The sequence below is a fragment of the Halovulum marinum genome (genome assembly GCF_009697225.1).
GTDB classification, from domain to species: Bacteria; Pseudomonadota; Alphaproteobacteria; order Rhodobacterales; family Rhodobacteraceae; genus Halovulum; species Halovulum marinum.
Map to the genome: position 1 here is coordinate 48,539 of NZ_WIND01000017.1, position 22,484 is coordinate 71,022.

Annotated in this window: 20 protein-coding genes and 1 tRNA gene; 6 read left to right on the top strand and 15 right to left on the bottom strand. The window is 69.5% G+C overall.

Features of this window, described 5'->3' with window-relative positions:
* Positions 1–158 precede the first annotated feature (158 nt).
* Together GE300_RS16955 and GE300_RS16960 are read right to left on the bottom strand one after the other, a co-directional pair.
* A complete protein-coding gene (locus tag GE300_RS16955) occupies positions 159–638 on the bottom strand; it encodes a disulfide bond formation protein B (RefSeq protein ID WP_154448233.1) in 480 nt (159 codons plus the stop codon).
* Positions 635–1,213, bottom strand: coding sequence for a YqaA family protein (locus GE300_RS16960; RefSeq protein ID WP_154448235.1), 579 nt, complete (start codon positions 1,211–1,213; stop codon positions 635–637). The genes GE300_RS16955 and GE300_RS16960 overlap by 4 nt, the downstream gene beginning before the upstream one ends.
* Positions 1,214–1,389: 176 nt before the next feature.
* On the opposite strand from GE300_RS16960, the gene GE300_RS16965 reads away from it, so the two are divergent.
* A tRNA-Leu gene (locus tag GE300_RS16965) sits at positions 1,390–1,476 on the top strand.
* A 102-nt stretch (positions 1,477–1,578) separates the two neighbouring features.
* Here the strand turns inward: GE300_RS16965 and GE300_RS16970 are convergent.
* The 3 genes from GE300_RS16970 to GE300_RS16980 all read right to left on the bottom strand — a co-directional run bounded on the left by GE300_RS16970 (position 1,579) and on the right by GE300_RS16980 (position 4,639).
* On the bottom strand, positions 1,579–1,884 hold the full coding sequence (locus GE300_RS16970; RefSeq protein WP_154448237.1) for a tyrosine-type recombinase/integrase: 306 nt from the start codon (positions 1,882–1,884) through the stop codon (positions 1,579–1,581).
* Between the two features lie 165 nt (positions 1,885–2,049).
* Positions 2,050–4,209 (bottom strand): VIT domain-containing protein, encoded by a 2,160-nt coding sequence (locus tag GE300_RS16975; protein ID WP_154448239.1) that lies wholly within the window; start codon positions 4,207–4,209, stop codon positions 2,050–2,052.
* Positions 4,169–4,639: a helix-turn-helix domain-containing protein gene (locus tag GE300_RS16980; RefSeq protein WP_154448241.1), complete on the bottom strand. Its 471-nt coding sequence runs from the start codon at positions 4,637–4,639 to the stop codon at positions 4,169–4,171. The genes GE300_RS16975 and GE300_RS16980 overlap by 41 nt, the downstream gene beginning before the upstream one ends.
* An 814-nt stretch (positions 4,640–5,453) precedes the next feature.
* On the opposite strand from GE300_RS16980, the gene iolC reads away from it, so the two are divergent.
* The gene (iolC, locus tag GE300_RS16985) at positions 5,454–6,428 is read left to right on the top strand and encodes a 5-dehydro-2-deoxygluconokinase (protein WP_154448243.1); all 975 of its coding nucleotides are present in this window, start codon (positions 5,454–5,456) and stop codon (positions 6,426–6,428) included.
* Here the strand turns inward: iolC and GE300_RS16990 are convergent.
* Complete coding sequence (locus GE300_RS16990) at positions 6,425–7,435, bottom strand: LacI family DNA-binding transcriptional regulator (RefSeq protein ID WP_233417125.1); 1,011 nt, start codon at positions 7,433–7,435, stop codon at positions 6,425–6,427. The two genes, iolC and GE300_RS16990, sit on opposite strands and share 4 nt — an antisense overlap.
* A 93-nt stretch (positions 7,436–7,528) precedes the next feature.
* Here GE300_RS16990 and GE300_RS16995 point away from each other — a divergent pair, with 93 nt between their 5' ends.
* Positions 7,529–8,716 carry a phytanoyl-CoA dioxygenase family protein gene (locus tag GE300_RS16995; RefSeq protein ID WP_154448247.1) on the top strand — a complete coding sequence of 396 codons (1,188 nt, stop codon included), beginning with the start codon at positions 7,529–7,531 and terminating at the stop codon, positions 8,714–8,716.
* Here GE300_RS16995 and GE300_RS17000 read toward each other — a convergent pair.
* The 3 genes from GE300_RS17000 to GE300_RS17010 are packed head-to-tail and all read right to left on the bottom strand — an operon-like array spanning position 8,710 to position 12,300.
* Positions 8,710–10,293 carry a CRTAC1 family protein gene (locus GE300_RS17000; RefSeq protein ID WP_154448249.1) on the bottom strand — a complete coding sequence of 528 codons (1,584 nt, stop codon included), beginning with the start codon at positions 10,291–10,293 and terminating at the stop codon, positions 8,710–8,712. The two genes, GE300_RS16995 and GE300_RS17000, sit on opposite strands and share 7 nt — an antisense overlap.
* Complete coding sequence (locus GE300_RS17005) at positions 10,286–11,065, bottom strand: ATP-binding cassette domain-containing protein (protein ID WP_154448251.1); 780 nt, start codon at positions 11,063–11,065, stop codon at positions 10,286–10,288. The genes GE300_RS17000 and GE300_RS17005 overlap by 8 nt, the downstream gene beginning before the upstream one ends.
* Before the next feature lie 11 nt (positions 11,066–11,076).
* Positions 11,077–12,300 (bottom strand): sugar ABC transporter permease, encoded by a 1,224-nt coding sequence (locus tag GE300_RS17010; RefSeq protein ID WP_154448253.1) that lies wholly within the window; start codon positions 12,298–12,300, stop codon positions 11,077–11,079.
* 131 nt (positions 12,301–12,431) lie between these two features.
* Between GE300_RS17010 and GE300_RS17015 the strand changes: the two genes are divergently transcribed.
* Complete coding sequence (locus GE300_RS17015; RefSeq protein ID WP_233417126.1) at positions 12,432–13,463, top strand: substrate-binding domain-containing protein; 1,032 nt, start codon at positions 12,432–12,434, stop codon at positions 13,461–13,463.
* 219 nt (positions 13,464–13,682) lie between these two features.
* On the opposite strand, the gene GE300_RS17020 is transcribed toward GE300_RS17015, so the two are convergent.
* From GE300_RS17020 to iolD, 3 genes are read right to left on the bottom strand one after another with little or no spacing between them, the layout of a single operon-like run.
* A complete protein-coding gene (locus tag GE300_RS17020; RefSeq protein WP_154448255.1) occupies positions 13,683–14,498 on the bottom strand; it encodes a class II fructose-bisphosphate aldolase in 816 nt (271 codons plus the stop codon).
* A complete protein-coding gene (locus GE300_RS17025; protein ID WP_154448257.1) occupies positions 14,495–15,337 on the bottom strand; it encodes a 5-deoxy-glucuronate isomerase in 843 nt (280 codons plus the stop codon). Before GE300_RS17025 ends, GE300_RS17020 begins: the two co-directional genes overlap by 4 nt.
* A gap of 14 nt (positions 15,338–15,351) precedes the next feature.
* Entirely contained in the window at positions 15,352–17,220 is a 1,869-nt protein-coding gene (gene iolD / locus GE300_RS17030) for a 3D-(3,5/4)-trihydroxycyclohexane-1,2-dione acylhydrolase (decyclizing) (protein WP_154448259.1), read from the bottom strand.
* A gap of 130 nt (positions 17,221–17,350) precedes the next feature.
* Here iolD and GE300_RS17035 point away from each other — a divergent pair, with 130 nt between their 5' ends.
* On the top strand, positions 17,351–18,241 hold the full coding sequence (locus GE300_RS17035; RefSeq protein WP_154448261.1) for a TIM barrel protein: 891 nt from the start codon (positions 17,351–17,353) through the stop codon (positions 18,239–18,241).
* 8 nt (positions 18,242–18,249) lie between these two features.
* On the top strand, positions 18,250–19,401 hold the full coding sequence (locus GE300_RS17040) for a Gfo/Idh/MocA family protein (RefSeq protein WP_154448263.1): 1,152 nt from the start codon (positions 18,250–18,252) through the stop codon (positions 19,399–19,401).
* Positions 19,402–19,411: 10 nt separating this feature from the next.
* Here GE300_RS17040 and GE300_RS17045 read toward each other — a convergent pair whose 3' ends face one another.
* The 3 genes from GE300_RS17045 to GE300_RS17055 all read right to left on the bottom strand — a co-directional run bounded on the left by GE300_RS17045 (position 19,412) and on the right by GE300_RS17055 (position 22,475).
* On the bottom strand, positions 19,412–20,407 hold the full coding sequence (locus GE300_RS17045; protein ID WP_233417134.1) for a LacI family DNA-binding transcriptional regulator: 996 nt from the start codon (positions 20,405–20,407) through the stop codon (positions 19,412–19,414).
* 83 nt (positions 20,408–20,490) lie between these two features.
* Positions 20,491–21,513: an inositol 2-dehydrogenase gene (gene iolG / locus GE300_RS17050; protein WP_325063293.1), complete on the bottom strand. Its 1,023-nt coding sequence runs from the start codon at positions 21,511–21,513 to the stop codon at positions 20,491–20,493.
* Positions 21,507–22,475 carry an aldo/keto reductase gene (locus GE300_RS17055; protein WP_154448267.1) on the bottom strand — a complete coding sequence of 323 codons (969 nt, stop codon included), beginning with the start codon at positions 22,473–22,475 and terminating at the stop codon, positions 21,507–21,509. Before GE300_RS17055 ends, iolG begins: the two co-directional genes overlap by 7 nt.
* Between the last annotated feature and the right edge of the window lie 9 nt (positions 22,476–22,484).

The window sequence follows — 22,484 nt, forward strand, 5'->3', positions numbered from 1 at the left end:
GCGGTCCCCAGGAATCCGGACTTCACCTGCTTCGAGGGGTATTACGGTACGAGGGCGACTGAGCCGTTTTCGTCTTCACGAAATATTCAGACTCGTTTCATGATCAAAATCATGCACTTAATGGGGATTTCACTGTGAAATCCCTCGTTCTCATGCCCTCACGATGCCGCTCGGACCCCTGTCCGCCGCGTCGCCGCCGCTAGCCAGATCAGCACCAGGCCGGCCGAGGCGAGCGCGTTCCACCCGGCCATCGAGACGCCCAGGAATTCCCAGGCGATCTCGTCGCAGCGGACCACCGGCGCCGCCAGGATCTGGTCCAGCAGCTCTGCCGGGCTCTTGCCGCCGATCTCTCCCGCGACGCAGGTGTCCGGCCCCTCCCACCAGCGCCGCTCCACGCCGAAATGATAGGCCCCAACGCCGCTCGTCACCGCCGCCGCCGCCGCCCCCGCCAGCGCCAGCACCCGTGCCGGCACGATGAAAGCGACCACCGCGATCAGCACCGCCGCCAGGTGCGGCCAGCGTTGCGTGATGCAAAGCGGGCAGGGCGCCAGCGCCCCGAGGTACTGGAACCCCAGCGCCGCCAGCAGCAGCCCGGCCGAGCCCAGCCCGGCAAGCGTCGTCAGAAACCGTCTGCTCATAGAAACCTCACCAGTGCGAACCCGCCCAGCAGCGCCGCGAACGCCGCCGTGGTCACCAGCGCGAAGCGTTTCTCGATGAACGCCCGCACCGGCGGGCCGAATTTCCACAGGATCGCTGCCAGCAGGAAGAACACGAATCCCCGCGCCAGCACCGAGGCGAGCATGAACACGCCGAAATCCAGCCCCGTCGCCCCCGAGGTGATGGTGATCACCTTGTAGGGGAACGGCGTGATCCCGGCGAACAGCACCGCCCAGGCGCCGTACTCGTTGAACTGCGCGCGGAAGATCTCGAACTTTTCGGCCTTGCCGTAGAACTCCAGCACCGGCCGGCCCAGGCTGTCGAACAGCTCCGCCCCGATCCAGTAGCCCAGCATGCCCCCCGCCACCGACGCCGCGGTGCACACCAGCGCGATCAGCCACGCCCGCTGCGGCGCGGCGAGCACCATCGGCACCACCATCAGGTGCGGCGGCACCGGAAACACCGAGGATTCCACGAACGCCACCACCGCCAGCGCCCACAGCGCGTGCCGCGTGTCCGCCAGTTCCAGCGTCCAGTCGTAGAGCCGTCTGAGCATCCCGCCGCCCCGCATTGCAACCCCAGCCGTTGACCACGAAGCGCGCGCCCCGTCAACGTCCGTTCGCGCCCGGCCGCGCCGCCATCGTGTCCTGCGCCCCGACTTCGCCCCGGATCCGGAGATTTTTTCTTGTGCGATCCGAAGCGATAGGCGATAGCCTGACGCTCCAACCGCGTGCCCGAGTGGTGGAATTGGTAGACACAGGGGATTCAAAATCCCCCGCTGTAACAGGCTTGCCGGTTCGAGTCCGGCCTCGGGTACCAAAGCTTTATTTAGTCATTGAGATCATTGGGAAAATCGGCATTTGTGTCCACCCCTCGGGAAGGGGTGGACACCTTGTTACCAATCGAAGCCCTCGACGGCGTTCATCGCTGTTCCGCCATCAGGCGGCGCTCGGCCTTCTCGGTGTAGATCTCGGAGGTGGCCGCCTTGGTGTGCGAGAGCACCGACATGATCTGCCGCGAACTCATGCCGCTCTCGGACAGGAGTTCCGCCAGGGCCTTCCGAACGCCATGCGATGAGCGCCCCACGAGCCCGGCCTTGTCGCACCATTTGCGGAAGCGGACGCGCATGCTCTCGGGGCTGTTGAAGGGCTTGCCGTGGGTGCCGACGATGCAGGTGTCCCGACCGGTTACTGTCGTTGCGGCAACGGCGCGGCGCAGAGGGTCCACGGGCCGACCCTGGCGATAGTTGACTCCCGAGCTGATCGGTCAGCTTCGCTGAGGATGTCCTAAGGTGCGCCTGAGTTGGGGGACCGAAGTGCGCCGCGGCACGCGGGGACGCGTGCCGACCTTCTTTGATGAACGTGCGCTCCGCCGGCCGGCCTACCTGCGCGTTCAGGCCATGGCTTGGCTCACTCCGACCGGAACCAGGCATCTTTCCACCAGACCGGGCCGCCGCACCTGCCACCACCGGACCGTGTAGCGCAATCGGCGGGGCAGGTCCTGCCGGCGCAGGTCGATCAGGACGACCAGGAAGCTCAGGACCACCGCCTCTTCCGGCTCGCCGCGCGCGACCTGCGCCAGCAGGGCGTCGGCGATCGCGTCGGACAGTCCCCAGTCGCGTAGCTGCTGAAGCATTGGCAGCGTCCGGCCCTTCCACGCGGAGAGCCCGGCGATGAAGATGCGCAGTTCCCGCATATCCGGGCTGGGCTCCGAGGGAATGCGATGCCGAAGGCTAAATGCGGGCGGCGCTTCGCTGAATGCGATAGACGACGCCGGCGGGGCGGATTGCATCCGCCGGAAGGCCCTGACAGAGCCGGTCCCGTGCCAGCCGGCCGCCAGCGTCTGCGGGACCTTCACGGTCACCGGCAGGCCAACCGCCTTGTCGTTCGCTGCGCGCTCGTGAAGCACGAGGTATTTCGTCCAGCGGCTCGGCAGTTGGTAGGTCATGGCCAACTCGCTGGCGTCATCAGGGGCGGCTGCAATCCGGGCTGCCGCGGCAATCCGGGCCAGGGGAGATTGGCTGGATACGCTCGCATTGTCCTTTGCAGGCGGAATTGCAACCTCAGCCCGAAGCGGTGTCCCCGCGCCTGCGGAATACTCCAGCGTGACGCTGCCCTCCGGGCATGTGTCGAACCACGCAAAGGCGTGGATGGTGTCGCCGTCATGGAGGCGTTCGATCTTCACCGGCCACTCCCGGGCAGGTCGGGCGGGCCAGGCTACCTGCACATCGCGGGCGCTCGGGGCCAGGATGCGTTGGAAATGGCGGTAGATCCGCTCGCCCATGTCCTCGTTCGGAGTGACAAGCTCGCAGGCGCCCCCCGTCATCTCGGCAAGCTGGCGCACCTTGGCCTCGGCCACGGCGCTGCCGACGCCGACGCTGAAGATCCGATTTCCCGCGGCCTGGGCCCGGCGGGCGATATCGCCGGCATCCCAGATCTCGCCGTCGGTGATCAGCAGGATATCGCGCGAACCCGCGCCGGTTTCTGCCCGGATGGCCGCATCCAGAGCCTTCTCCATCTCGGTCCCGCCCATGTCCGCGTCGAGACCGCGAGCGAAGGCATGCGCATCGCGTCGGGTTCGCGCGGTGACCTGGACCGGCTGCGGATAGAGCGTGCGCCAGTCGCTGCCGAAGGCGATGATGTTGAACCGAGCGCCGTCGGGCAGCGCCTCGATGATGCGCTTGAGCCCGATTCTTGCCTGGGCGATCGAGTCGCCCATCATCGACCCCGAGCAATCCACCACGATCTGCACGGTTCGCGCGGCCGATGCGGCTCGGGATGAAGGATCTTCGGGCAGGGTTGGCCGGAAGCTCGCCAGAGCAACCCATCGATCGCCGTCCCGCCCGACAAGCGCGCCGTGCGGATCGGTGACGCCAAGCCGCGCCTCGATCACCACGTCGCGGTCCATGACCGTCGCGCTTTCAAGGGCCAGGTGGAGACCCGCGCCATCTCGCGTCTGCCGCATGTCATGCGTCGGGGACGCCAGCCGGGCCTGCGCCAGCAGTCCGCTGATCCGCGCCTTCAGTTCGAGCCGGTTCTCCACCGCAAGCGAATGTTCCGGGAACTGGTACGGCTGAAGGCGCCGCGCGCGACCGTAGCGCGGCGCGATCGTGGTCGGCAGGGCCAGCCGCACCCGGTTCCCGTTCCAGCGCAGAAGCATCCCGTACCGATAGCGTAGGATCGCCGTCTCGCCGGCACGCAGGTTGCCGATGCTGGCGGTGAAGAGGCCCGGCTCGACCTGTTCCAGCAGGACGGCGGTATCGCCGCCGGCGATGCTGTCCTCGTACTGCTCGTCCGCCTGCGCGGCAGGAACCACCTGGCCGACATGGCGGGTTCCGGAAATGTCTGCGTCGAAGGAAAGCAGGGTGGCTTCGCTCGGCACCGGGAAGCTGTAGACCGCCTCGATGTCCGACTGCGCCGCGTTCCGGTAGAGTTGCTCGACCGCCACCTCGGCGAACATCCCGTCCACGGTCAGTTCGATCCGAACCCGCTCGAGCGGTGACCGGGACACGTCAGCCCTCGTTGCCGCTGCCGCCATCATCGTTCGTCTCATCGGCACTCTCCTGCGATCGCCTGTCTTGAAATCTGCGCACCAGTTCCGCAGCGTCTCGCGCGAGGGTGCGAATGTCGTCCGGGGTCAGTCCGGCCGCCGCCGGCTCAATCGCGATCTCGACGCCGGGAGCGACGAGAATGTAGCTGCGCAGAGTTACGTCCCCGGGCCGGCGCCGCTTCGGCGGGGGCACGTCGTCGGCCTCGGCTTCGCCGACCAAATCGCGGATCCGGTCGAGGCTGAGCCCCGCCCGCTGCCATTTCCGGATCTCTAGCAGACGCTCGAGATGTGCGGACGTGTAGTATGCGCCGCGCTTCTCGCCCTCGGGCCGGTCCACAAGTCCCTGCTGGATGTAATAGCGCACGGTACGCTGCGGCACGCCCGAAAGGGCGCTCAGCGCGGCAAGGGTGTAGGCCTGCTTGGCATCGATCATAGGGATTTATGTATCAGTTAAGATGTCAAATACAAGTGTCTTATAAGTAGCCGAGCGACCGAAAGGCGGACGTTCTCGCATCCAGCTGGTGTCGTTCTGCCGAGGCACCGCAACCGCCGCGATCCGTTCCGCCGACGCGCCGCTCTCCAGGCGCATTGTCACCGGGCCCCTGATTTCTGGACCAGTGAGCTCCACCTTGGATTCGGAAGAGCCAGAAGCCGTGACCACCAGTCCCGCAAACTGCGGCTCCTCCTCCGGCGCGGCTCATCCGGAACCGGGCTCGATGCGCTTCGCGGATGGCCTCAATGAGGACACCCTGATGGCGTCAGCCGCGATTTGGAGGTGTCAAATCGCGTTCCAAGCCTTTGCATTACATGGGCCGAACTTCCAAGGTCGGGTGTCATGTTCGGCTATGAAATCATTGGGAAATTCGCGCCTATGGCACTCCGGCATCGGGTGCCATTGACATTATTGTACATTTCGCGTGTCGCGCCCCAGGTTTTCGACCCGGGTTCACACATCCACTGCACCACGGATCAAAACCTGCGCGTGGCAGTCTGGCTTGCGCGGGGTTTTGGCCAGCGCCTCGTGAATCGCCTCAACCTCGGATCGGTAATCTTCCACGCGTCCTTGTTCCCGTTCTTCTGCTGCCTCTTGATCCGGCAACAGCAACCGGACCGGCCTCGACGCTTTGCCTCGACCACGTTCGACCGTTGTCCGCGTGCCGGGCCGCGGAAGGCTTGCGCACCGGGGCCGCCATCCCGTATGACGGTTTTTGAAACCGGTTGCAAAAACGGACGAGGGGAGACGGCGCATGGTCAGGTTCGAACGGCTGCGGGGCCGGCCGGTGCTGGTGCTGGGGCGCGCGGGCATGGATTTCTACGCCGATCCGCCGGGGGCGCGGGCGGACGCCGCCGATCGGTTCTTCGCCTGCCTCGGCGGCTCGTCCGGCAACATCGCCGCGGGGCTGGCGCGGCAGGGCGTCGGCGCGGCGATCCTGAGCTCGGTGTCGGACGACGCGGTGGGGCGTTTCGTGCGCGGTCAACTGCAGGGCTATGGCGTCGACACCGCGCATCTGCGCGTGGTCGCGGGCGAGATGCGCACCTCGCTGGCGGTGACCGAGACCCGGCTCGAGGACACGCAGACGGTGATCTACCGCAACGACGCCGCCGATTTCCATATGACCCGCGACGATGTCGAGGCGGTGGACTGCGCCGGGTTCGGCGCGCTGGTGCTGACCGGCACGGCGCTGGCGGCGCAGCCCTCGCGCGAGGCGACGCTGCACGCGATGGCGCTGGCCCGCGCCGCCGGGCTGCCGGTGGTGCTGGACATCGACTACCGGCCCTATTCCTGGCCCTCGGCCGGCGAGGCGGCGCAGGTCTACGTGCAGGCCGCGCAGGCCGCGGACATGGTCATCGGCAACGACGAGGAATTCGACGTGGTCGCCGGCGGCACCGGCGGGCAGGGGCTGGCGCGGAGCCTGGCCGCCGAGGGGCGGGTGGCGATCTACAAGCTGGGGGCGCGCGGCTCGGTCACCTACGACGGCGAGCGGCAGTTCGCCTCGGGGATCTTCCCGGTGCAGGCGATCAAGCCGATGGGGGCCGGCGACAGCTTCATGGCCGGGCTGCTGGCGGGGCTCGCCGCCGGCCGCACGCTGGAGCAGTCCGTCGCCCGCGGCGCGGCCTCGGCGGCGATCGTCGTGCGCGGCGTCGGCTGCGCGCCGGCGATGCCGACCACCGCCGAGCTCGACGCCTTCCTGGCCGCGAACCGGATGACGCCGGCGGCCTAGTCCACCATCGGCGGGATCGCCATGCGCAGCGCCGCGCCGCCCTGCGGCGCCGGCATCGCGCCGCGGCTGTGCGCCGCCATGATAACCCGGCAGGCGTTGCGGATATCGCCGGCGAAGTCGTGGTACAGCACCATGTCCAGCCGCTCTTCGCGCAGCAGCTGCCGGTTCTCGGCGTCGAGGTCGTGGCCGATCATCAGCGGCCGCCGCCGCCCGCCGGCCTCCAGGCTGTCCAGCAGCCGCCGATTGCCGCCGCCGATGGAATAGACCGCCGCCAGCCCGCGCGCCGCCAGGGCCCGCACCCGGGCGTGGAACCCGGCGTCGTCCGGGTCCTGCACCAGAACGTGCAGCTGCGCGCGCGGCAAAGCCTGCGCCATCGCCGCGCGGAACCCGGCCTCGCGCGCCTCCTCGCCGCGGAACCGGTCGTTGCGGATCGTCACCAGCACGCGGGCGCCGCGCGCCGGCGCCAGCCAGCGCCGCAGCACCCAAGCCGCGGTCCGCCCGGCGCGGGCGTTGTCCAGCCCGACATAGGCGCGCCGCGCCGTGCCCGGCATGTCGCTGGCCAGCGTCACCACCGGCACCCCGCCCGCGTCCAGCCGGTCCACCGCCGCCCGCACCCGCGCCGCGTCGGGCGCCATCAGGATCACCCCGTGGCTGCCCAGCCGGCCGGCGCGGCGCAGCGCCTGCTCCAGTTCGGGCACCGGGAAGCGGCCGCGCATGTCGCGCCGGACCCGGAACACCGCCGGCTGCATCAGCGGCAGCTCGGCGGCCAGCGCCTCGTCCAGCGACTCGCGAAAGCTCTGCGGCGCCTCGACCACCAGGTCGACGATCAGCTTGCGCCCGGTCAGCGCCAGCTGCCCGGCCTGCGCCTCCAGCTCGGCGATGGCGTTGCGCACCCGGTCGACGGTCTGACGCCGCACGCCGCCGCGCCGGTTCAGCACCCGGTCGACGGTGGCGGTTCCGAGACCCGCCTGCAGCGCGATATCCTTGATCAGAAAGCGGTGGCTCATTTGCTTGATGGATTTTTGATGGATCGTGCCCCTGCCGCGCGCCCGGCGCAAGCGTATCCTTTGCCCAACCACAACCCGAAGGGAGATGAGGACATGCTCGACCGCCACCCGCCCGCAGACAGCGTCTGGCTGACCGAGGACAGCTGCGACATCGACGCCTTCGCCGCGCATGTCGGCCAGACCACCGACCCGGCCGACTATCCCTTCGCCGCCGAGATCGTGAACAACATCCCGGTCTACGACGGCGACGCGCTGCGCACCGCCTTCGCCGGCGACGACACCGCGTTGCCGGTGATGGCCGAGATCAACCGCGCCTTCCTGTCCGGCCCCGGCATCATCGCGGTGCGGCGCGGCTATGCCGACCTGGCGCTGGTCGACGCGGTGACCGAGGCGCTGTCGGCGATCATCGCCGAAGAAGAGGCGGGCAACGCCGGCAAGGGCGACCATTTCGCCACCGCCGGGGCCAACAGCCGGGTCTGGAACGCGCACGAGAAGCTGTGCGTCGCCAACCCGGAACTGTTCGTCCGCTACAACGCCAACGAGCTGATCCGCCGGATCAGCGAGGCCTGGCTCGGCACCGGCTACCAGATCACCACGCAGGTCAACGTGGTGCGCCCCGGCGGCAAGGCGCAGACCGCGCACCGCGACTACCACATGGGCTTCCAGAGCGTCGCCGACCTCAAGACCTATCCGGCGCAACAGCACGCGCTGTCGGCCAGCCTGACCCTGCAGGGCGCGGTGGCGCATTCCGACATGCCGCTGGAGTCGGGCCCGACCAAGCTGCTGCCGTATTCGCAAAGCTACCTGCCGGGCTATCTGGCGGTGCTGATGCAGCCGTTCCGCGACCACTTCGAGAAGCACCACGTGCAGATGCCGCTGGCGAAGGGCGATCTGCTGTTCTTCAATCCGGCGACCTTCCACGCGGCGGGCGACAACAAGACGGCGGACGTGCAGCGTTTCGCCAACCTGATGCAGATCGGTTCGGCCTATGGCCGCTCGATCGAGATCGTCGACCGGGTCCGCATCTCCAAGGCGGTCTACGCCAGCCTGTCGAAACTGGCGGCGGACGGCGCGCTGGACCCGCGGCAGGTCGACAACGTCATCGCCGCCACCGCCGAGGGCTACCCGTTCCCGGCGAACCTGGACATCGACTCGCCGCTGTCTGGCATGGCGCCGCCGAGCCAGCAGGACGTGATGCGCCAGGCGCTGGCCGAGGGCTGGTCAGAGGACCGGTTCGCCGCCGAGATCGACACCCAGCAGGGCCGCAAGCGGTCTCACTGAGACACCGGCTGGACCGCCGGCCGTGGAACCGGCGCCTCGGTGGAAATCGAGGCGCCGGCGCCCCGACGCACAAGGACGTGCCCGTTCGCGGGCGCCTCCGCCCAGTCCGACAGCACGCCGTCGGGCCAGCGCACCCGCAGCCGCACGGCGCCTGCGTCGCCCAGCCCGAAATGCTCCGGCCCGGCCTGGCCGCCGGCATGCCCGCCGCCGACCTGCACCTCGCGCCAGCGGGACTTGCCCCCAGCCTCGAGTTCGATCCGCGCGCCCACGGCGAAGGCGTTTCCACCCGGCTGCGCCAGCGCCACCGACAGCCAGTTGCCCGCGCCCGCGGTCAGGTTGCGATACAGGCCCATCGGCGCCCGCCTGCGAACCACCACCAGGTCCAGCAAGCCGTCGCGGTTCAGATCCGTCAGCGCCGCGCCCCGGCTGCGCTCCGGCGAGCCGATGCCGGATGTCCCGCCCGCCTCGACGAAGCGCCCGTCCGCGCCCTGCATCAGCAGGTTGTCCGGATCCCGCATCGCCGCATCGGGCATCTGGTCGACATTGCCCTTGGCGATGAACAGATCGTCGCGGCCGTCGTTGTCGACGTCGCCGAACTGCACGTGCCAGCCGGTCGAGGGCCGGCCCTCGTCGCCGGTATAGGGCCGGTGCGCCGTGGTGCCGCGGTCGTAGGCGACCGGGGCATAGGCCGGGCCGCCGTCGCCGGTCAGCTCGAACAGCTTCTGGTCCGCCATGCTGGTCACCGCCACCTCGGGCAGCCCGTCGCCGGTCAGATCGCGGCTGGCGATGCCCATGCCCCACAGCTTGTAGGGTTGCCAGCCGTCCTGCGGACCGTATTCCTTCAGCGACGGCGTGATCCGGAACAGCTGCTCCTGCCCGTCGCGCACATAGTAGTGCCGGTCGTTGCTGATCCACAGGTCGGCGCGCCCGTCGCCGCTCCAGTCGGTGAACAGCATCGACAGCGTGCAGTACCCCGGCGCGATCTGCTCCGCGCGATAGCCGCCGGGGCCGGGGCGCAGCAGCCGGTGCGTGTCGCAGGCGCCGAACGGCCCCTCGGGATCGTCGCGGTCGACATAGTTGCCGACGGCCAGCGTCGGGCGCTCGGCACCCGGCTCCCAGGTGGCCGAGAAGGCGGTGCTCCAGCCATCGCCGGGGTCGATCCCCCAGGCCGCGGTCGCGTCCTCGAACCGGCAGCCGCCCAGGCCGCGCAGGGCAAGGTTCGGGCCCGCGCGCAGCACGAACAGGTCCAGCACCCCGTCCGCATCCATGTCCAGCGGGTAGACGCCGGTGACACCGGTCAGCGGCGGGGTCTCCAACGCCTCGAACGCCAGCGCGGCGCCGGGCGCCGCGGTCGCGTTCCGCAGCAGCAGGGCAGGGGCCTCGCCGCCCGCCGCGAACAGGTCCGGCCAGCCGTCGTCGTCGCAGTCCAGCACCGCGACGCCGCCGCCGACGTAATGCTCCCAGCCGCCGGAATAGACATGCGGCGGCAACGCGCCGGAAAGGTCCTCGAACGCGGGCTGCGCCGCGGCACTTCCCGCGGCGCAGATCATCGCAGCAAGCAGGGCGCCGCTACGCATCCTCGCTCGTCAGGATGCCGGGCGCATAGCTGCCGTCGGGCAGCTTGCCGAGGATCACCATCTGCAGCACCTGGTCCTTGTCGGTCTCTGTGGTGGCGCCGGTCCAGACGTGCCGGCCGTTCTTCATCACCGCGATCCGGTCCGACAGGTCGAACACGTCGTGCAGGTCGTGGCTGATCATCACGATGGCGATGCCTTCCTTCTTCAGCGCCTTGATCAGGTCGGCGACCATCTGCGTCTCGTGCGGGCCCAGCGCGGCGGTGGGCTCGTCCATGATGATGATCCGGGCATTGAACTGCAAGGCGCGGGCGATCGCCACCGACTGGCGCTGGCCGCCCGACAGGTTGCTGACCGGGTCGTGAAACTTGCGGAACTGCGGGTTCAACCGCTTCATCACCCCGATCGCCGCATGCTCCATCGCCGGCTCGTCCAGCGCCCCCCACGGGGTCAGGATCTCGCGCCCGAAGAAGATGTTGGCGGCGGTGTCCAGATTGTCCGCCAGCGCCAGGGTCTGGTAGATCGTCTCGATCCCCAGCTCCTTGGCGTCGATCGGGTTGCGGATCTGCACCGGCTGGCCGTCGATCAGGATCTCGCCCGAATCGACCTGGTAGGCGCCCGACAGCATCTTGATGAAGGTCGACTTGCCGGCGCCGTTGTGGCCCAGCAGGCCGACGACCTCGCCCGGATGCAGCTCCAGGCTCATGTCCTCGACCGCGTGGATGCCGCCGAAGCGCTTGTGGATGTTGTTCATCTCGACAAGGGGTTGGCTCATGGTCCTGCTCCTCACACCCGGCGTTTCTGGTAGATGACGTCGAACCAGACCGCGAAGATCAGCACCCCGGCCATGATCATCTGCTGCGGCGCCGACTGCACGCCCAGCAGCACCATGCCGTTCTGCAGGCTCTGCATCAGCAGCGCGCCGATCAGCGCCCCCAGGATCGTGCCGGTGCCCCCCGACAGCGAGGTGCCGCCGATCACCGCCGCGGCGATCACCTGCAATTCCAGCAGGTTGCCGATCGACAGCGGCGCCGCGTTCAGCCGCGCGGTCGAGATCACCGCCCCGATCGCGGTCAGCGCACCGATCAGCGCGAAGCTGGTGATCACCACGCGGCGGGTGTTCACCCCGGCCAGCTGCGCCGCCTCGGGGTTGCCGCCGTAGCCGTAGATGTAGCGCCCGAAGCGGGTCATGTTGGCGACATAGATCATCACCGCGGCGACCACGATCAGGATCAGCACCGGCACCGGAATGCCGCGCCCGTCCTCGGTGCGCGGGAAGTCGTAGCCGTTCATCGTCGCCACGAACGCCGCGATCAGCGCGCCCACCGCGGCGACGATGGCCAGCTCGACCGACGCCGGCTTGACCTGGAAGCCCAGCGCCTTGCGCCGCTGCCGCTTCCAGGCGGTCAGCAGCGCCAGCAGCGCGAAACCGGTTGCACCGACCACCCAGCTCCAGCTCTCGCCGATCGAGCCGCCGCCGAACACGCTGTAGGTGGTGTCCAGCGGCGTCACCGTGCGGCCCTGGGTGAACAGCCAGCCGGCGCCGCGCCAGAACATCAGCCCGCCCAGGGTGACGACGAAGGCCGGGATCGCGAAGCGCGCGATCAGCCAGCCCTGCATGCCGCCGGCCAGCGCGCCGGCGCCGATCATCACCAGGATCGAGATCCACCAGCTGTGCGTGCCCTCCAGCGGCAGCACCTCGGTCTGCACGAACCCGCCCAGGATGCCCAGAAACGCCAGCAGCGAGCCGATCGACAGGTCGATGTTGCGCGACACGATGATCAGCACCATGCCGGTGGCCAGCAGCGCGGTGACGCTGGTCTGCACCGACAGGTTCCACAGGTTGCGCGGCGACAGGAAAATGCCGCCCGAGGCGATCTCGAAGAACGCCCAGATCGCGACCACGGCGCCGATCATCGCCAGCAGGCGGGTGTCCATCTGAACGCTCTGCGAGACCTGGCGCAGGCGCTCGCCAACGCTGACGGGCCGCTCGGCAGCGGTTCTCTCCATCGTTTCCTCCCGAAGTTGCCGGACGCGCTCTGCGCCCGATCCTTGGAAAAGAGTTTGCAACCGGTTGCATCGTGTGTCAACCTGTCCTCGTGCCCGACAAGAGGCACGCAGGAAACCCAGGGAGGAAGGACATGACAGCACGTCCTATCCGCGGCGCCATCCTCGGCGCCGCAGCCGTATCTTTCGTCGCCGGCATGGCGCCGGCGCAGGACATCACCGTCGGCGTCAGCTGGTACAAGTTCGCCGACGAGCGCTGGAAGATCGACGAGGCCGGCATCAAGTCGGTGCTCGAGGAAGCCGGCGCCGAATACATCTCGGCCGACGCCAACTTCTCCCCCGAGAAGTCCGTCGCCGACATCGAGAACCTGATCACCCGCGGCGCCGACGTGCTGATCGTCATGTCCGGCGTCGCCGACGCGGTCGGCCCGGTGGTGCAGCGCGCGCTGGCCGAAGGCATCCCGGTGGTCGCCTACGACCAGCTGATCGAGGTGCCGGGCACGTTCTACGTCTCGTTCGACGCCCGCTCGGTGGGCAAGGAACTGGCCGAGGGCATGCTCGCCGAGGCGCCGCAGGGCAACTACGCCATCCTCAAGGGCGACGACGGCGATCCCAACACCCACCAGATGTTCGACGCCTACCAGCAGGTGATGCAGGCCAAGTACGACGCCGGCGAGATCACCGTGGTCGGCGAGCAGTTCATCGACAGCTGGCGCCCCGAACTGGCCAAGGACACCATCGAGCAGATCCTGACCGCCAACGACAACAAGGTCGATGCGGTCATGGTGATGAACGACGGCATGGCCTCGGGCGTCGCCCAGGCGCTGGAGGAGCAGGGCCTCGACGTGCCGATGTCCGGCCAGGACGGCGCGCCCGGCGCGCTGAACCGCATCGCCCGCGGCCAGCAGACCTTCACCATCTGGAAGAACGCCTACGAGCTCGGCCAGACCGCCGCCACCGTCGCACTGGCGCTGGCCAGGGGCGAAGAGGTCGACGGCAAGGGCAGCTTCAACAGCGGCCCGCAGGGCGTCGAGCTGGATTCGGTCCTGCTGCCGGTGACCCGGATCGACAGCAGCAACCTGGAAAAGACCATCGACATCGGCTGGGCCACGAAGGAACGCGTCTGCGCCGGCGTGTCCGAGAACCCGCCAGCCGTGTGCCAATAGGCAACTCCCGACCCGTTTCCCCACCGACCCTGGCCACCGCTCCGGCGGTGGTCATTTTCATGTTCCCACCGCCCTGGCCAAGCCCCCGTTCCTGCGCCCGGCGACCGCCAACAATGTTACCGGCCGCAAGGTAATGCGCCCGGATCTCACCGGGCGCCCCGCCTTCCAATGTCCCCAAATATCCCCGCCGGAGGCATCCGGCGTCAGCCCCGCGTGGCCTCAGCCGGCCAGGTTCCGCATCACCCCGCGCGCGCAGTCCTGCATCGGCGCGATCACCTCGGACATGATCGCCAGCCGGTCGAACCGCTCCGGGTGCGCCGCCAGCCCGGCGCGCAGAGATGCCCCGAAGACCTGCCGCAGTTCGGTGCCGACGTTGAACTTCGCCACCCGAGTCTCCAGCGCCAGCCGCCGCCGCACCTCAGCCGGGATCCCCGAGCCGCCGTGCAGCACCAGGGGCACGTCCGTCACCGCCTCGATGGCCCGCACCGCGTCGAAATCGATCTCGGCCCTGGCGCTGGTCTGCAGATGCACGTTGCCGACCGACACCGCCATCGCATCGACGCCGGTGCCCACGGCGAAGGCGCGCGCGTCCGCGGGCGTGGTCCGGGCCGATGCCTCGCCCGCGTCATAGCCGACGAAACCGACCTCGCCCTCGACCGACACGCCTTGCGCATGCGCCATCGCGACGACCTCGGCGGTCGCGCGGATGTTCTCGGCCAGCGGCAGCCGCGAGCCGTCGAACATGACCGAGGTGAAGCCGGCCTCGATCGCCGCCCGGCACTCGCCGATGTCCCGCGAATGATCCAGATGCGCCACCACCGGCACCGCGGCGCCCTCGGCCAGCGTCCGGAACATCGCGCCCCAGACCGGCAGCGGCATGTGCGCCCGCGCACCCGGCCCGGCCTGCAGGATCACCGGCAGCCCTTCGGCCGCGGCGGCCTTCACGAAGGCCGCCGCATCCTCCCAGCCCAGCACCACCAGCCCGGCCAGCGCGCCGCGCCGCGTCGGCAGAACCTCGGCCAGCGTCGCGATCATCTGAACTTCGCCACCATGTCCTTGATGCCCGGGATCGTCTCCAGCTGCTCGGCGTGGGTCGGCTGGAAATACTGCACCAGCGAACGCTGGGACTTCCCGGCGAGGATGGTGAAATAGTACATCTCGTAGCCGGGCAGGGCGCAGCAGGGGTGATAGCCCTTGTCCAGCAGGATCGTCGAGCCGTCCATGATGTGGAACGCCTCGCCCGGTTGGTTGTCCACGCGCTGCAGCATCTGTACGCCCGAGCCGTAGTTCGGCCTGAAGCGGAAGTTGTAGGCCTCGTCGTGGCGCGTCTCGTCCGGCAGCCGGTCGGTGTCGTGCTTGTGGCTGGGAAAGCCGGACCAGCCGCCGGCACCGACGGTGAACAGCTCCGAGACCAGCAGCCGGCCCACCCTGTCGGCCTGCTTCTGTCCCAGAATGTGCTTGATCTTGCGGTGCGTCTTGGTGTCGTCCGAGCCGTACTGCACCAGGTCGATCTCGGGCTCCAGCACCGCAAACGGCGCCAGCGTCTGCTCATGGACGCCGCCGGCGACGAACACCTCGGTCGTATCCGAGACGCAGGTGAACCGGGCGGGCGCGTCCACCGGCACATAGACGCCCTCGGGCTCGCCGTCCCAGACATCCTCGCCGCGCTTGCCGACCGGGCCGAAACGTTCGCCCGCGGCCTCGATCTCCAGCGTGCCGGTGGCGGGCACGATGCAGGTCTCGTGGCCCTTCAGGCGGTAGTCGAAGCTCTCGCCCTTCTTCAGCTTGACGATGTTGAAATAGACCAGCGGGGTCGTCTCATTGCCCTCGGCGACGATGGGCTGGTTGCGGTTGTTGTGCGGCGCGATATGCATCTGTTCTCTCCCTGTTACACGCCGGCGCGCTGCTTGGCGCGCCCGGCTTCCTGCTGCGCGTGGGCCTCACGCACGGCGGGGCTGTCGCTGACCTCGGGGGTGCCGACCTCCCACCAGGCGTGGCCCTGCCTGGTCCAGCCCTCGTAAGCGTCGACCTTCATCACGATCACCTGCGTCCTGTCCGAGGCCCTGGCGGCGGTGAACGCCTCGGCCAGCGCGGCGGGCGTGTCCACCGTCACCGCCTCGGCGCCCATCGCGCGGGCATGGGCGGCGAAATCCACCTCGACCGGGTTGGTCACCGTCGGCGTATCGGCGATGAGGTTGTTGAAACTGGTGTTGCCGGTGTTGTTCTGCAGCTTGTTGATGACCGCGAAACCGCCGTTGTCCAGCACCAGCAGGATCAGCTTTTTCCCCGTCAGAACAGCCGAGTATATGTCGCTGTTCAGAAGCAGGTACGAGCCGTCGCCGACGAACACGATGGTGTCCTGCTCGGGCTCGTCCTCCATCTGCGCGATCCGTGCACCCCAGCCGCCGGCAATCTCGTAGCCCATGCAGGAAAAGCCGAATTCCACGTCCACCGTTCCCGGCGACAGGGTGCGCCAGTTCGCGGCGATCTCGGCCGGCAGCCCGCCGGCGGCGGCGACCACGCGGTCGCGCGGATGGCACAGCGCGTTCACCGCGCCGATGGCCTGGGCATAGCTGTTCGGCCCGTTCCCGGCGCGGGTGTTTTCCGCGACATAGGCATCCCAGGCGGCGCGTTCCTTCTTCGCGCCGTCGGTCCACGCCTCGGGCGCGCGATAGCCGTCCAGCGCCGTGCCCAGCGCCTCCAGCCCGGTGCGCGCGTCGCAGACCAGCGGCAGCGACAGGTGCTTGCCCGCATCATGCCTTGCCGCGTTCAGCCCGATCAGCCGGGCGGAGGCATCGAACACCGTCCACGAGCCGGTGGTGAAATCCTGCAGCCGCGTGCCCACGGCCAGCACCACGTCGGCCTGACCGGCAATCGTGTTGGCGCTGTCCGAGCCGGTGGTGCCGATCGGGCCGATGTTCAGCGGATGCTCGGCGGTCAGGTTCGCGCGGCCGGCGATGGTCTCGACCACCGGGATGTCATGCGCCTCGGCAAAGCGCGTCAGCTCCTCGACCGCGCCCGAATACTGCACGCCGCCGCCGGCGATGATCACCGGGCGCTGGGCCTGCGCCAGCAGGCGCGCGGCATCCGCCACCTCGGCCGGGTCCGGGGCCGGGCGGCGGACGCGGTGCACGCGCGGCGCAAAGAACGCCTCGGGATAATTCCACGCCCAGCCCTGCACGTCCTGCGGCAGGCCGATGAACGCGGGCCCGCAATCTGCCGGGTCCAGCATCACCGCCAGCGCCGCCGGCAGGCTGGTCACGATCTGCTGCGGGTGCCCGATCCGGTCCCAGTAGCGGCTGACCGACCGGAACGCGTCGTTCACCCCCAGCGCCGGATTGCCGAAATGCTCGACCTGTTGCAGCACCGGGTCGGGCAGCCGGGTCTGGAAGGTGTCGCCGCACAGGAACAGCACCGGCAGCCGGTTGGCATGGGCCAGCGCGGCGGATGTGACCATGTTCGTCGTGCCCGGCCCGGCCGAGGCGGTGCAGAACATGAACCGCCGGCGCAGCTTGGCCTTGGCATAGGCGGCGGCGGCGAATCCCATCCCCTGCTCGTTCTGGCCGCGGTACAGCGGCAGCGTCGCGCGCGCCGCGTACAGCGCCTCGCCCAGGCAGGTCACGTTGCCGTGGCCGAAGATGCCGAAGCCGCCCGCGAAGATCCGCTCGCGGCCCTTGCCGGTGTCGATGAACTGGTTGTCCAGAAAGCGCACAATGGCTTGCGCCGTGGTCAGCCGGATGGTGCCGGTTGCGGTCATCACTGCCCTCCCGTAGGCCAGAATTGCGCCGGGCCGATTTTTGCATTTGACCCGGGCTCGGGATGCAGGCTAGGCAGATATGCAACCGGTTGCAAGAAAGAATGCGGCCCGCCGCCCTGGGAGGAAACCAATGGCACTCGAAATCGGCAATGCGCCCTGCTCCTGGGGCGTGGAATTCGCGAATGACGATCGCAACCCGGACTGGCGCACGGTACTGGCCGAGTGCGCGCAGGCCGGCTACACCGGGATCGAGCTGGGCCCCGTCGGCTACATGCCCGAGGACCCGAACGTGCTGGGCCCGGCGCTGGCCGAGCTCGGGCTGACCCTGATCGGCGGCGTCGTCTTCCGCCCGTTCCACGACGAAGACGCCTGGGACGAGCTGCAGGACGCCGCCCGCCGCACCTGCGAGGCGCTGAAGGCGCACGGCGCCCGGCACCTGGTGCTGATCGATTCGATCTCGCCCCGACGCGCCGCCACCGCCGGCCGCCCGGACGAGGCCGAGCAGATGAGCGCGCAGGAATGGGCAGGCTTCGTCGAGCGCGTCCGCGCCATCGCCCGCCTCGGCACCGAGGACTACGGCCTGATCACCAGCCTGCACCCGCACGCGGGCGGGTTCATCGATTTCCTGCCCGAGGTCGAGAGGATGCTGGCCGAGATCGACCCGTCGATCCTGAAGCTCTGCGTCGACACCGGCCACTGCACCTATGCCGGGTTCGACCCGCTCGCCTTCATCGAGCGGCACAGGGACCGGCTGGCCTATGTCCATTTCAAGTCCACCGACGCCGCGGTGAAGGCGAAGGCGATCGCGAACCGCACCGGCTTCTACGACGCCTGCGGCGAGGGCATCTTCTGCAAGCTGGCCGAGGGCGAGATCGACTTCGGCGCGGTGCGCGACCTGCTGGGCCGGATCGGCTATGACGGCTGGTGCACGGTCGAGCAGGACTGCGACCCGACCATCGCCGCTTCGCCGCTGGACGACGCGCGGCAGAACCGCGAATACCTGCGCAGCATCGGCTTTTGAGGTTTGACATGGAACGACTGAACTGGGGACTGATCGGCGGGGGCGAGGGCAGCCAGATCGGCCCCGCGCACCGCCTGGGCGCGCGCATCGACGGGCTGTTCGAACTGGCCGCCGGGGCGCTGGACGCGAACCCGGACGCGGGCCGCGCCTATGCGCGGACGCTGGGCATCGCCGCCGCCCGTGCCTATGGCGACTGGCGCGAGATGCTCGAGGGCGAAAGGAACCGCCCCGACCGCATCGACCTGGTGACCGTGGCAACCCCGAACCACACCCATTTCGAGATCACCCGCGCCTTTCTGGCCGAGGGCATCAACGTGCTGTGCGAAAAGCCGATGACCATGACCGTCGCCGAGGGCGAGGAGATCGTCCGCACGGCCGAAGGCTCGGGCGCGATCTGCGCGGTGAACTACGGCTATTCCGGCTATTCGCTGGTGCGCCACATGCGCGCGATGGTCGCGCGCGGCGATCTTGGAAAGATCCGTCTGGTGATGGCCGAGTTCGCCCACGGCCACCACGCCGACGCCGCCGACGCCGACAACCCGCGCGTCCGCTGGCGCTACGACCCGGCGCAGGCCGGGGTCTCGGCGGTGATGGCCGATTGCGGCATCCACGCGCTGCACATGGCCAGCTTCGTGATCGGCCAGTCGCCCGAGAAACTGTCGGCGGATTTCGCCTCGCTGGTCGGCGACCGGGTGCTGGAAGACGACGCGATGGTCAACCTGCGCATGTCCGGCGGCACCACCTGCCGGCTGTGGACCTCGGCGGTGGCGCTGGGGCATCAGCACGGGTTGCGGGTGCAGGTCTTCGGCGAGAAGGGCGGGCTGTCCTGGGCGCAGGAACAGCCGAACCAGCTGCTCTGGACGCCGCTGGGCGGCCGCACCGAGATCATCGAGCGCGGCGGGCCGAACCTGTCGCCGCAGGCCGACGCCGCCTCGCGGGTGACGGTGGGCCATGCAGAGGGCATGCCGCTGGCGTTCGCCAATCTCTACACCGATCTGGCGACCGCGATCGCGGCGCGCAGGGCGGGGCAGGCGGCGCCCGAAAGCTGGTGCCCGATGGCCGAGGACGGGCTGCGCTCGGTCGCCGCGGTCCACGCCGCCGCCGAGTCCGCCAGGGCCGACGGCGCCTGGGTGGACGCGCGGCCGCCGATGTACCGCTAGGGCAGGGCGCCTATACCGTTCGCAGGGTCTTGCGCAGGACGACGCGGCAGGGCAGCAGCCGCGTCTCCGGCACCGCGTCCGGCGCCGCGATCAGGGAAATCACCTGCTCCACGGACGCGGCGATGATCTCGGACACCGGCTGCGCGATGGTGGTCAGCTCGATGCAGCCCCAGCGCGCCATGTCCATGTCGTTGAAGCCGATGATGCCGACATCGCCCGGCACGTCCAGCCCGGCCTCGGCCAGCGCGTCCATCGCGCCCACCGACAGCACGTCGTCGCCGCAGAAATAGGCGTCGGCCAGGTCCCCTGCCGCGATCAGCCGGGCCATCTCGGCCCGTCCGGCGTCATAGGAGTAGGCCCCGGCGAAGCTGCGCGGAAACGCCGCGTCGTGCGCCTGCATCGCGTCCGCGAAACCGCGCAGCCGGTCGATGGTCGATGTCGCCCCTTCCGGCCCGCCGATGAACCCGATCCGCTTGTAGCCGTGTTCGATCAGCGTCCGCGCCGCCATGCCGCCGCAATAGACGTTGTCGACGCCGACAACATGCGCGTGGCTTTCGCCGGAATAGCGCCCGAAGCTGTGCACCACCGGCAGGCCGGCGTCGCGGAACGCGGCGGCGAAGCTGGGCGGCAGCGTCGACGAGGCGACGATCACCCCGTCGACCGAATACTGCCGCAACATGCGCAGCGAATGCTGCGGATCGGTCTCGCCCGAAAGGTTCACCAGCAGCGGCCGGAAGCCGCGTTCCTGGATCAGGCGGGTGAACAGGTCGAAGATCAGCAGGAAGGTCGGGTTGCGGAAGTTGTCGGCCACCAGCCCGATCAGCTTGGTGCGCCGCGTGGTCAGGCTGCTCGCCAGCACGCTCGGGCTGTAGCCCAGCTCGTCCGCCGCGCGCATCACCTTGGCCCGCGTCCGCGCCGAGACCGAGGCGCCCTCGGTGAAGGTGCGCGACACCGCCGAGCGCGACACCCCCGCCCGTTCCGCCACTTCCTTCAGGGTCACCCGCATCGCGCCGCGCTGCTCCATCGCCAGACCGCTCGCCGTCTAATCCGTTTCCGCGGCGTCTGGCAACCGTCCTGCCCGCGCCGCGGTCACGGCGCCGCCTCTACCGCCACGGCACGCCCCTGCTGCAGCGAGGCATAGGCGGCCTCGGCCAGCAGCAGCGCGCGCCGGCCGTCCTCGAACCCGACCTCGGCGTCGCCGCCGGTCCGCGCGGTTTGCAGGAAACTGTCCAGCTGCGCCCGGAACGCCTGCGCATAGCGTTCGATGAAGAACGGCTCGTAGCCGGCCCCGGCGGCGGTCGCGTCCGCGGTGAACCGCGTCAGCCCGTGCGGCGTGCGGTTGGTGCTCTGCAGCATCCCTTGCGGCCCCACCGCCTCCAGCCGCTGGTCATAACCATAGGGCGCCTGCCGGGCGTTGTTGATCAGCACCTGCGCGCCCGAGGCGGTGCGCATCAGGATCATCGCGCAGTCGACCTCGTCCAGCCGCGCGCCACGTTCGGGGTCGATCAGCGCGCCGGCATGGGCGAACACCTCGACCACCTCGTCGCCGCCCAGCACGTATCGCGCCAGGTCGAAGTCGTGGATCGTCATGTCGCGGATCATCCCGCCCGCGCCCAGCAGGTACTCGTCGCTCGGCGGCTCGGGATCGCGCGAGGTCACCAGCAGCTGCACCAGCCGGCCGACCTCGCCCGCCGCCACCGCCGCGCGCAGCGCCTGGTGGCCGGGATCGAAGCGCCGGTTGAAGCCGATCTGCACCGGCACGTCCGTGCCTGCGATCGCCGTGCGGCAGGCCTCGACCCGGCGGATGTCCAGGTCGATCGGCTTCTCGCACAGCACCGGCTTGCCGGCGGCCACCGCCTGCTCGATGTAGTCGGCATGGGTGGCGGTGACCGAGGCGACGATCACCGCATCGACGCCCGGATCGGCGAACACCGCGCCGGCGCTGTCCGCCACCGTCGCGCCGGTCTCCGCGGCCAGCGCCTGCGCCGCCGCCGCCACCGGATCGTGTACCACCGCCAGCCGCGCGTCGCGGTGTGCGTGGACCAGCGCGCCGTGCATCCGGCCGATGCGGCCGCAGCCGATCAGCGCGATGTTCAGCACGGGGTTCAGCACGGGCGGTACTCCCGGTTCGCCTCGGGGTCCTCGGTCGAATAGGGCAGCGCCATCAGCTCGTCCCAGGCCGCCTGCGGGATCTCGGCGCTCGCCCAGTCCACGGTCTGCGCCACCCGCTCCGGCTTGGAGATGCCGCAGATCGTCGAGGTCACCCGCGGATCGCGCATCGAGAACTGCAGCGCCGCCGCGCCGGGCGCGACGTCGTGCCGGGCGCAGACCTGCTCGATCGCGCGCACCGGCGCCATGTCCGCCTCGCTCGCCTCCTGGTAGGTGATCATCCGGCTGTTGGCCGAGCCGCGCGCCAGCACCCCGCCGGCATAGGGCGCGGCGTTGAAGATGGCGATGCCGCGCGCGTGCGCGTCGCTGAACATCCGGTCCGCCTCGCGGTTCAGCAGGGTAAAGCGGTTGTGGCTGACCAGCGCGTCGAATTCCCAGTCGGGCAGGATCCGGGTCATCAAGTCGAGCTTGCCCATCGCCAGCCCGACGGCGCTGACCAGCCCCTCCTGCTTCATCTTGAACAGCTCGTCCAGCGCCCCGCCCGGGCCGGTGATCTCGTCCAGATCGCGGCAGTATTCCGGGTCGTGCAGATGCAGGATGTCGAGCCGGTCCAGCCCCAGCGCCTGCAGGCTTTCCTCGACCGAGCGGCGGGCGCGGTCGGCGTCCAGCCGGTTGTCCTGCCAGTCGCGGTCCAGCTTGGTGGCCAGCACGCAGCCCTCGGGCAGGCCGCCGCGCTCGCGGATCACCGCGCCCAGCCGCTCCTCGCTGCGGCCCATGCCGTAGTTGCGCGAGGTGTCGACGAAGCTCGGGCGCAGGTCGAACATGGCGTGGATCGCGGCGCGGGCCTGCGCCTCGGGCACTTCGTAGCCGTAGGTGTCGGGCATGCTGCCCAGCGGCGAGGTGCCGAAACAGACGGCGGCCACCTCGAACGGCAGGCGCGGCGCGGCGCGGGTGGGCAAAGTCATCGCGTGGTC

What these genes read in the sequence shown, in the direction of transcription:
- GE300_RS16955 (WP_154448233.1), bottom strand. Translation starts at nt 638, where the DNA reads ATGAGCAGACGGTTTCTGACGACGCTTGCCGGGCTGGGCTCGGCCGGG.
- GE300_RS16960 (WP_154448235.1), bottom strand. Translation starts at nt 1,213, where the DNA reads ATGCTCAGACGGCTCTACGACTGGACGCTGGAACTGGCGGACACGCGG.
- GE300_RS16975 (WP_154448239.1), bottom strand. Translation starts at nt 4,209, where the DNA reads ATGAGACGAACGATGATGGCGGCAGCGGCAACGAGGGCTGACGTGTCC.
- GE300_RS16980 (WP_154448241.1), bottom strand. Translation starts at nt 4,639, where the DNA reads ATGATCGATGCCAAGCAGGCCTACACCCTTGCCGCGCTGAGCGCCCTT.
- iolC (WP_154448243.1), top strand. Translation starts at nt 5,454, where the DNA reads ATGGTCAGGTTCGAACGGCTGCGGGGCCGGCCGGTGCTGGTGCTGGGG.
- GE300_RS16990 (WP_233417125.1), bottom strand. Translation starts at nt 7,435, where the DNA reads ATGAGCCACCGCTTTCTGATCAAGGATATCGCGCTGCAGGCGGGTCTC.
- GE300_RS16995 (WP_154448247.1), top strand. Translation starts at nt 7,529, where the DNA reads ATGCTCGACCGCCACCCGCCCGCAGACAGCGTCTGGCTGACCGAGGAC.
- GE300_RS17000 (WP_154448249.1), bottom strand. Translation starts at nt 10,293, where the DNA reads ATGCGTAGCGGCGCCCTGCTTGCTGCGATGATCTGCGCCGCGGGAAGT.
- GE300_RS17005 (WP_154448251.1), bottom strand. Translation starts at nt 11,065, where the DNA reads ATGAGCCAACCCCTTGTCGAGATGAACAACATCCACAAGCGCTTCGGC.
- GE300_RS17010 (WP_154448253.1), bottom strand. Translation starts at nt 12,300, where the DNA reads ATGGAGAGAACCGCTGCCGAGCGGCCCGTCAGCGTTGGCGAGCGCCTG.
- GE300_RS17015 (WP_233417126.1), top strand. Translation starts at nt 12,432, where the DNA reads ATGACAGCACGTCCTATCCGCGGCGCCATCCTCGGCGCCGCAGCCGTA.
- GE300_RS17020 (WP_154448255.1), bottom strand. Translation starts at nt 14,498, where the DNA reads ATGATCGCGACGCTGGCCGAGGTTCTGCCGACGCGGCGCGGCGCGCTG.
- GE300_RS17025 (WP_154448257.1), bottom strand. Translation starts at nt 15,337, where the DNA reads ATGCATATCGCGCCGCACAACAACCGCAACCAGCCCATCGTCGCCGAG.
- iolD (WP_154448259.1), bottom strand. Translation starts at nt 17,220, where the DNA reads ATGACCGCAACCGGCACCATCCGGCTGACCACGGCGCAAGCCATTGTG.
- GE300_RS17035 (WP_154448261.1), top strand. Translation starts at nt 17,351, where the DNA reads ATGGCACTCGAAATCGGCAATGCGCCCTGCTCCTGGGGCGTGGAATTC.
- GE300_RS17040 (WP_154448263.1), top strand. Translation starts at nt 18,250, where the DNA reads ATGGAACGACTGAACTGGGGACTGATCGGCGGGGGCGAGGGCAGCCAG.
- GE300_RS17045 (WP_233417134.1), bottom strand. Translation starts at nt 20,407, where the DNA reads ATGCGGGTGACCCTGAAGGAAGTGGCGGAACGGGCGGGGGTGTCGCGC.
- GE300_RS17055 (WP_154448267.1), bottom strand. Translation starts at nt 22,475, where the DNA reads ATGACTTTGCCCACCCGCGCCGCGCCGCGCCTGCCGTTCGAGGTGGCC.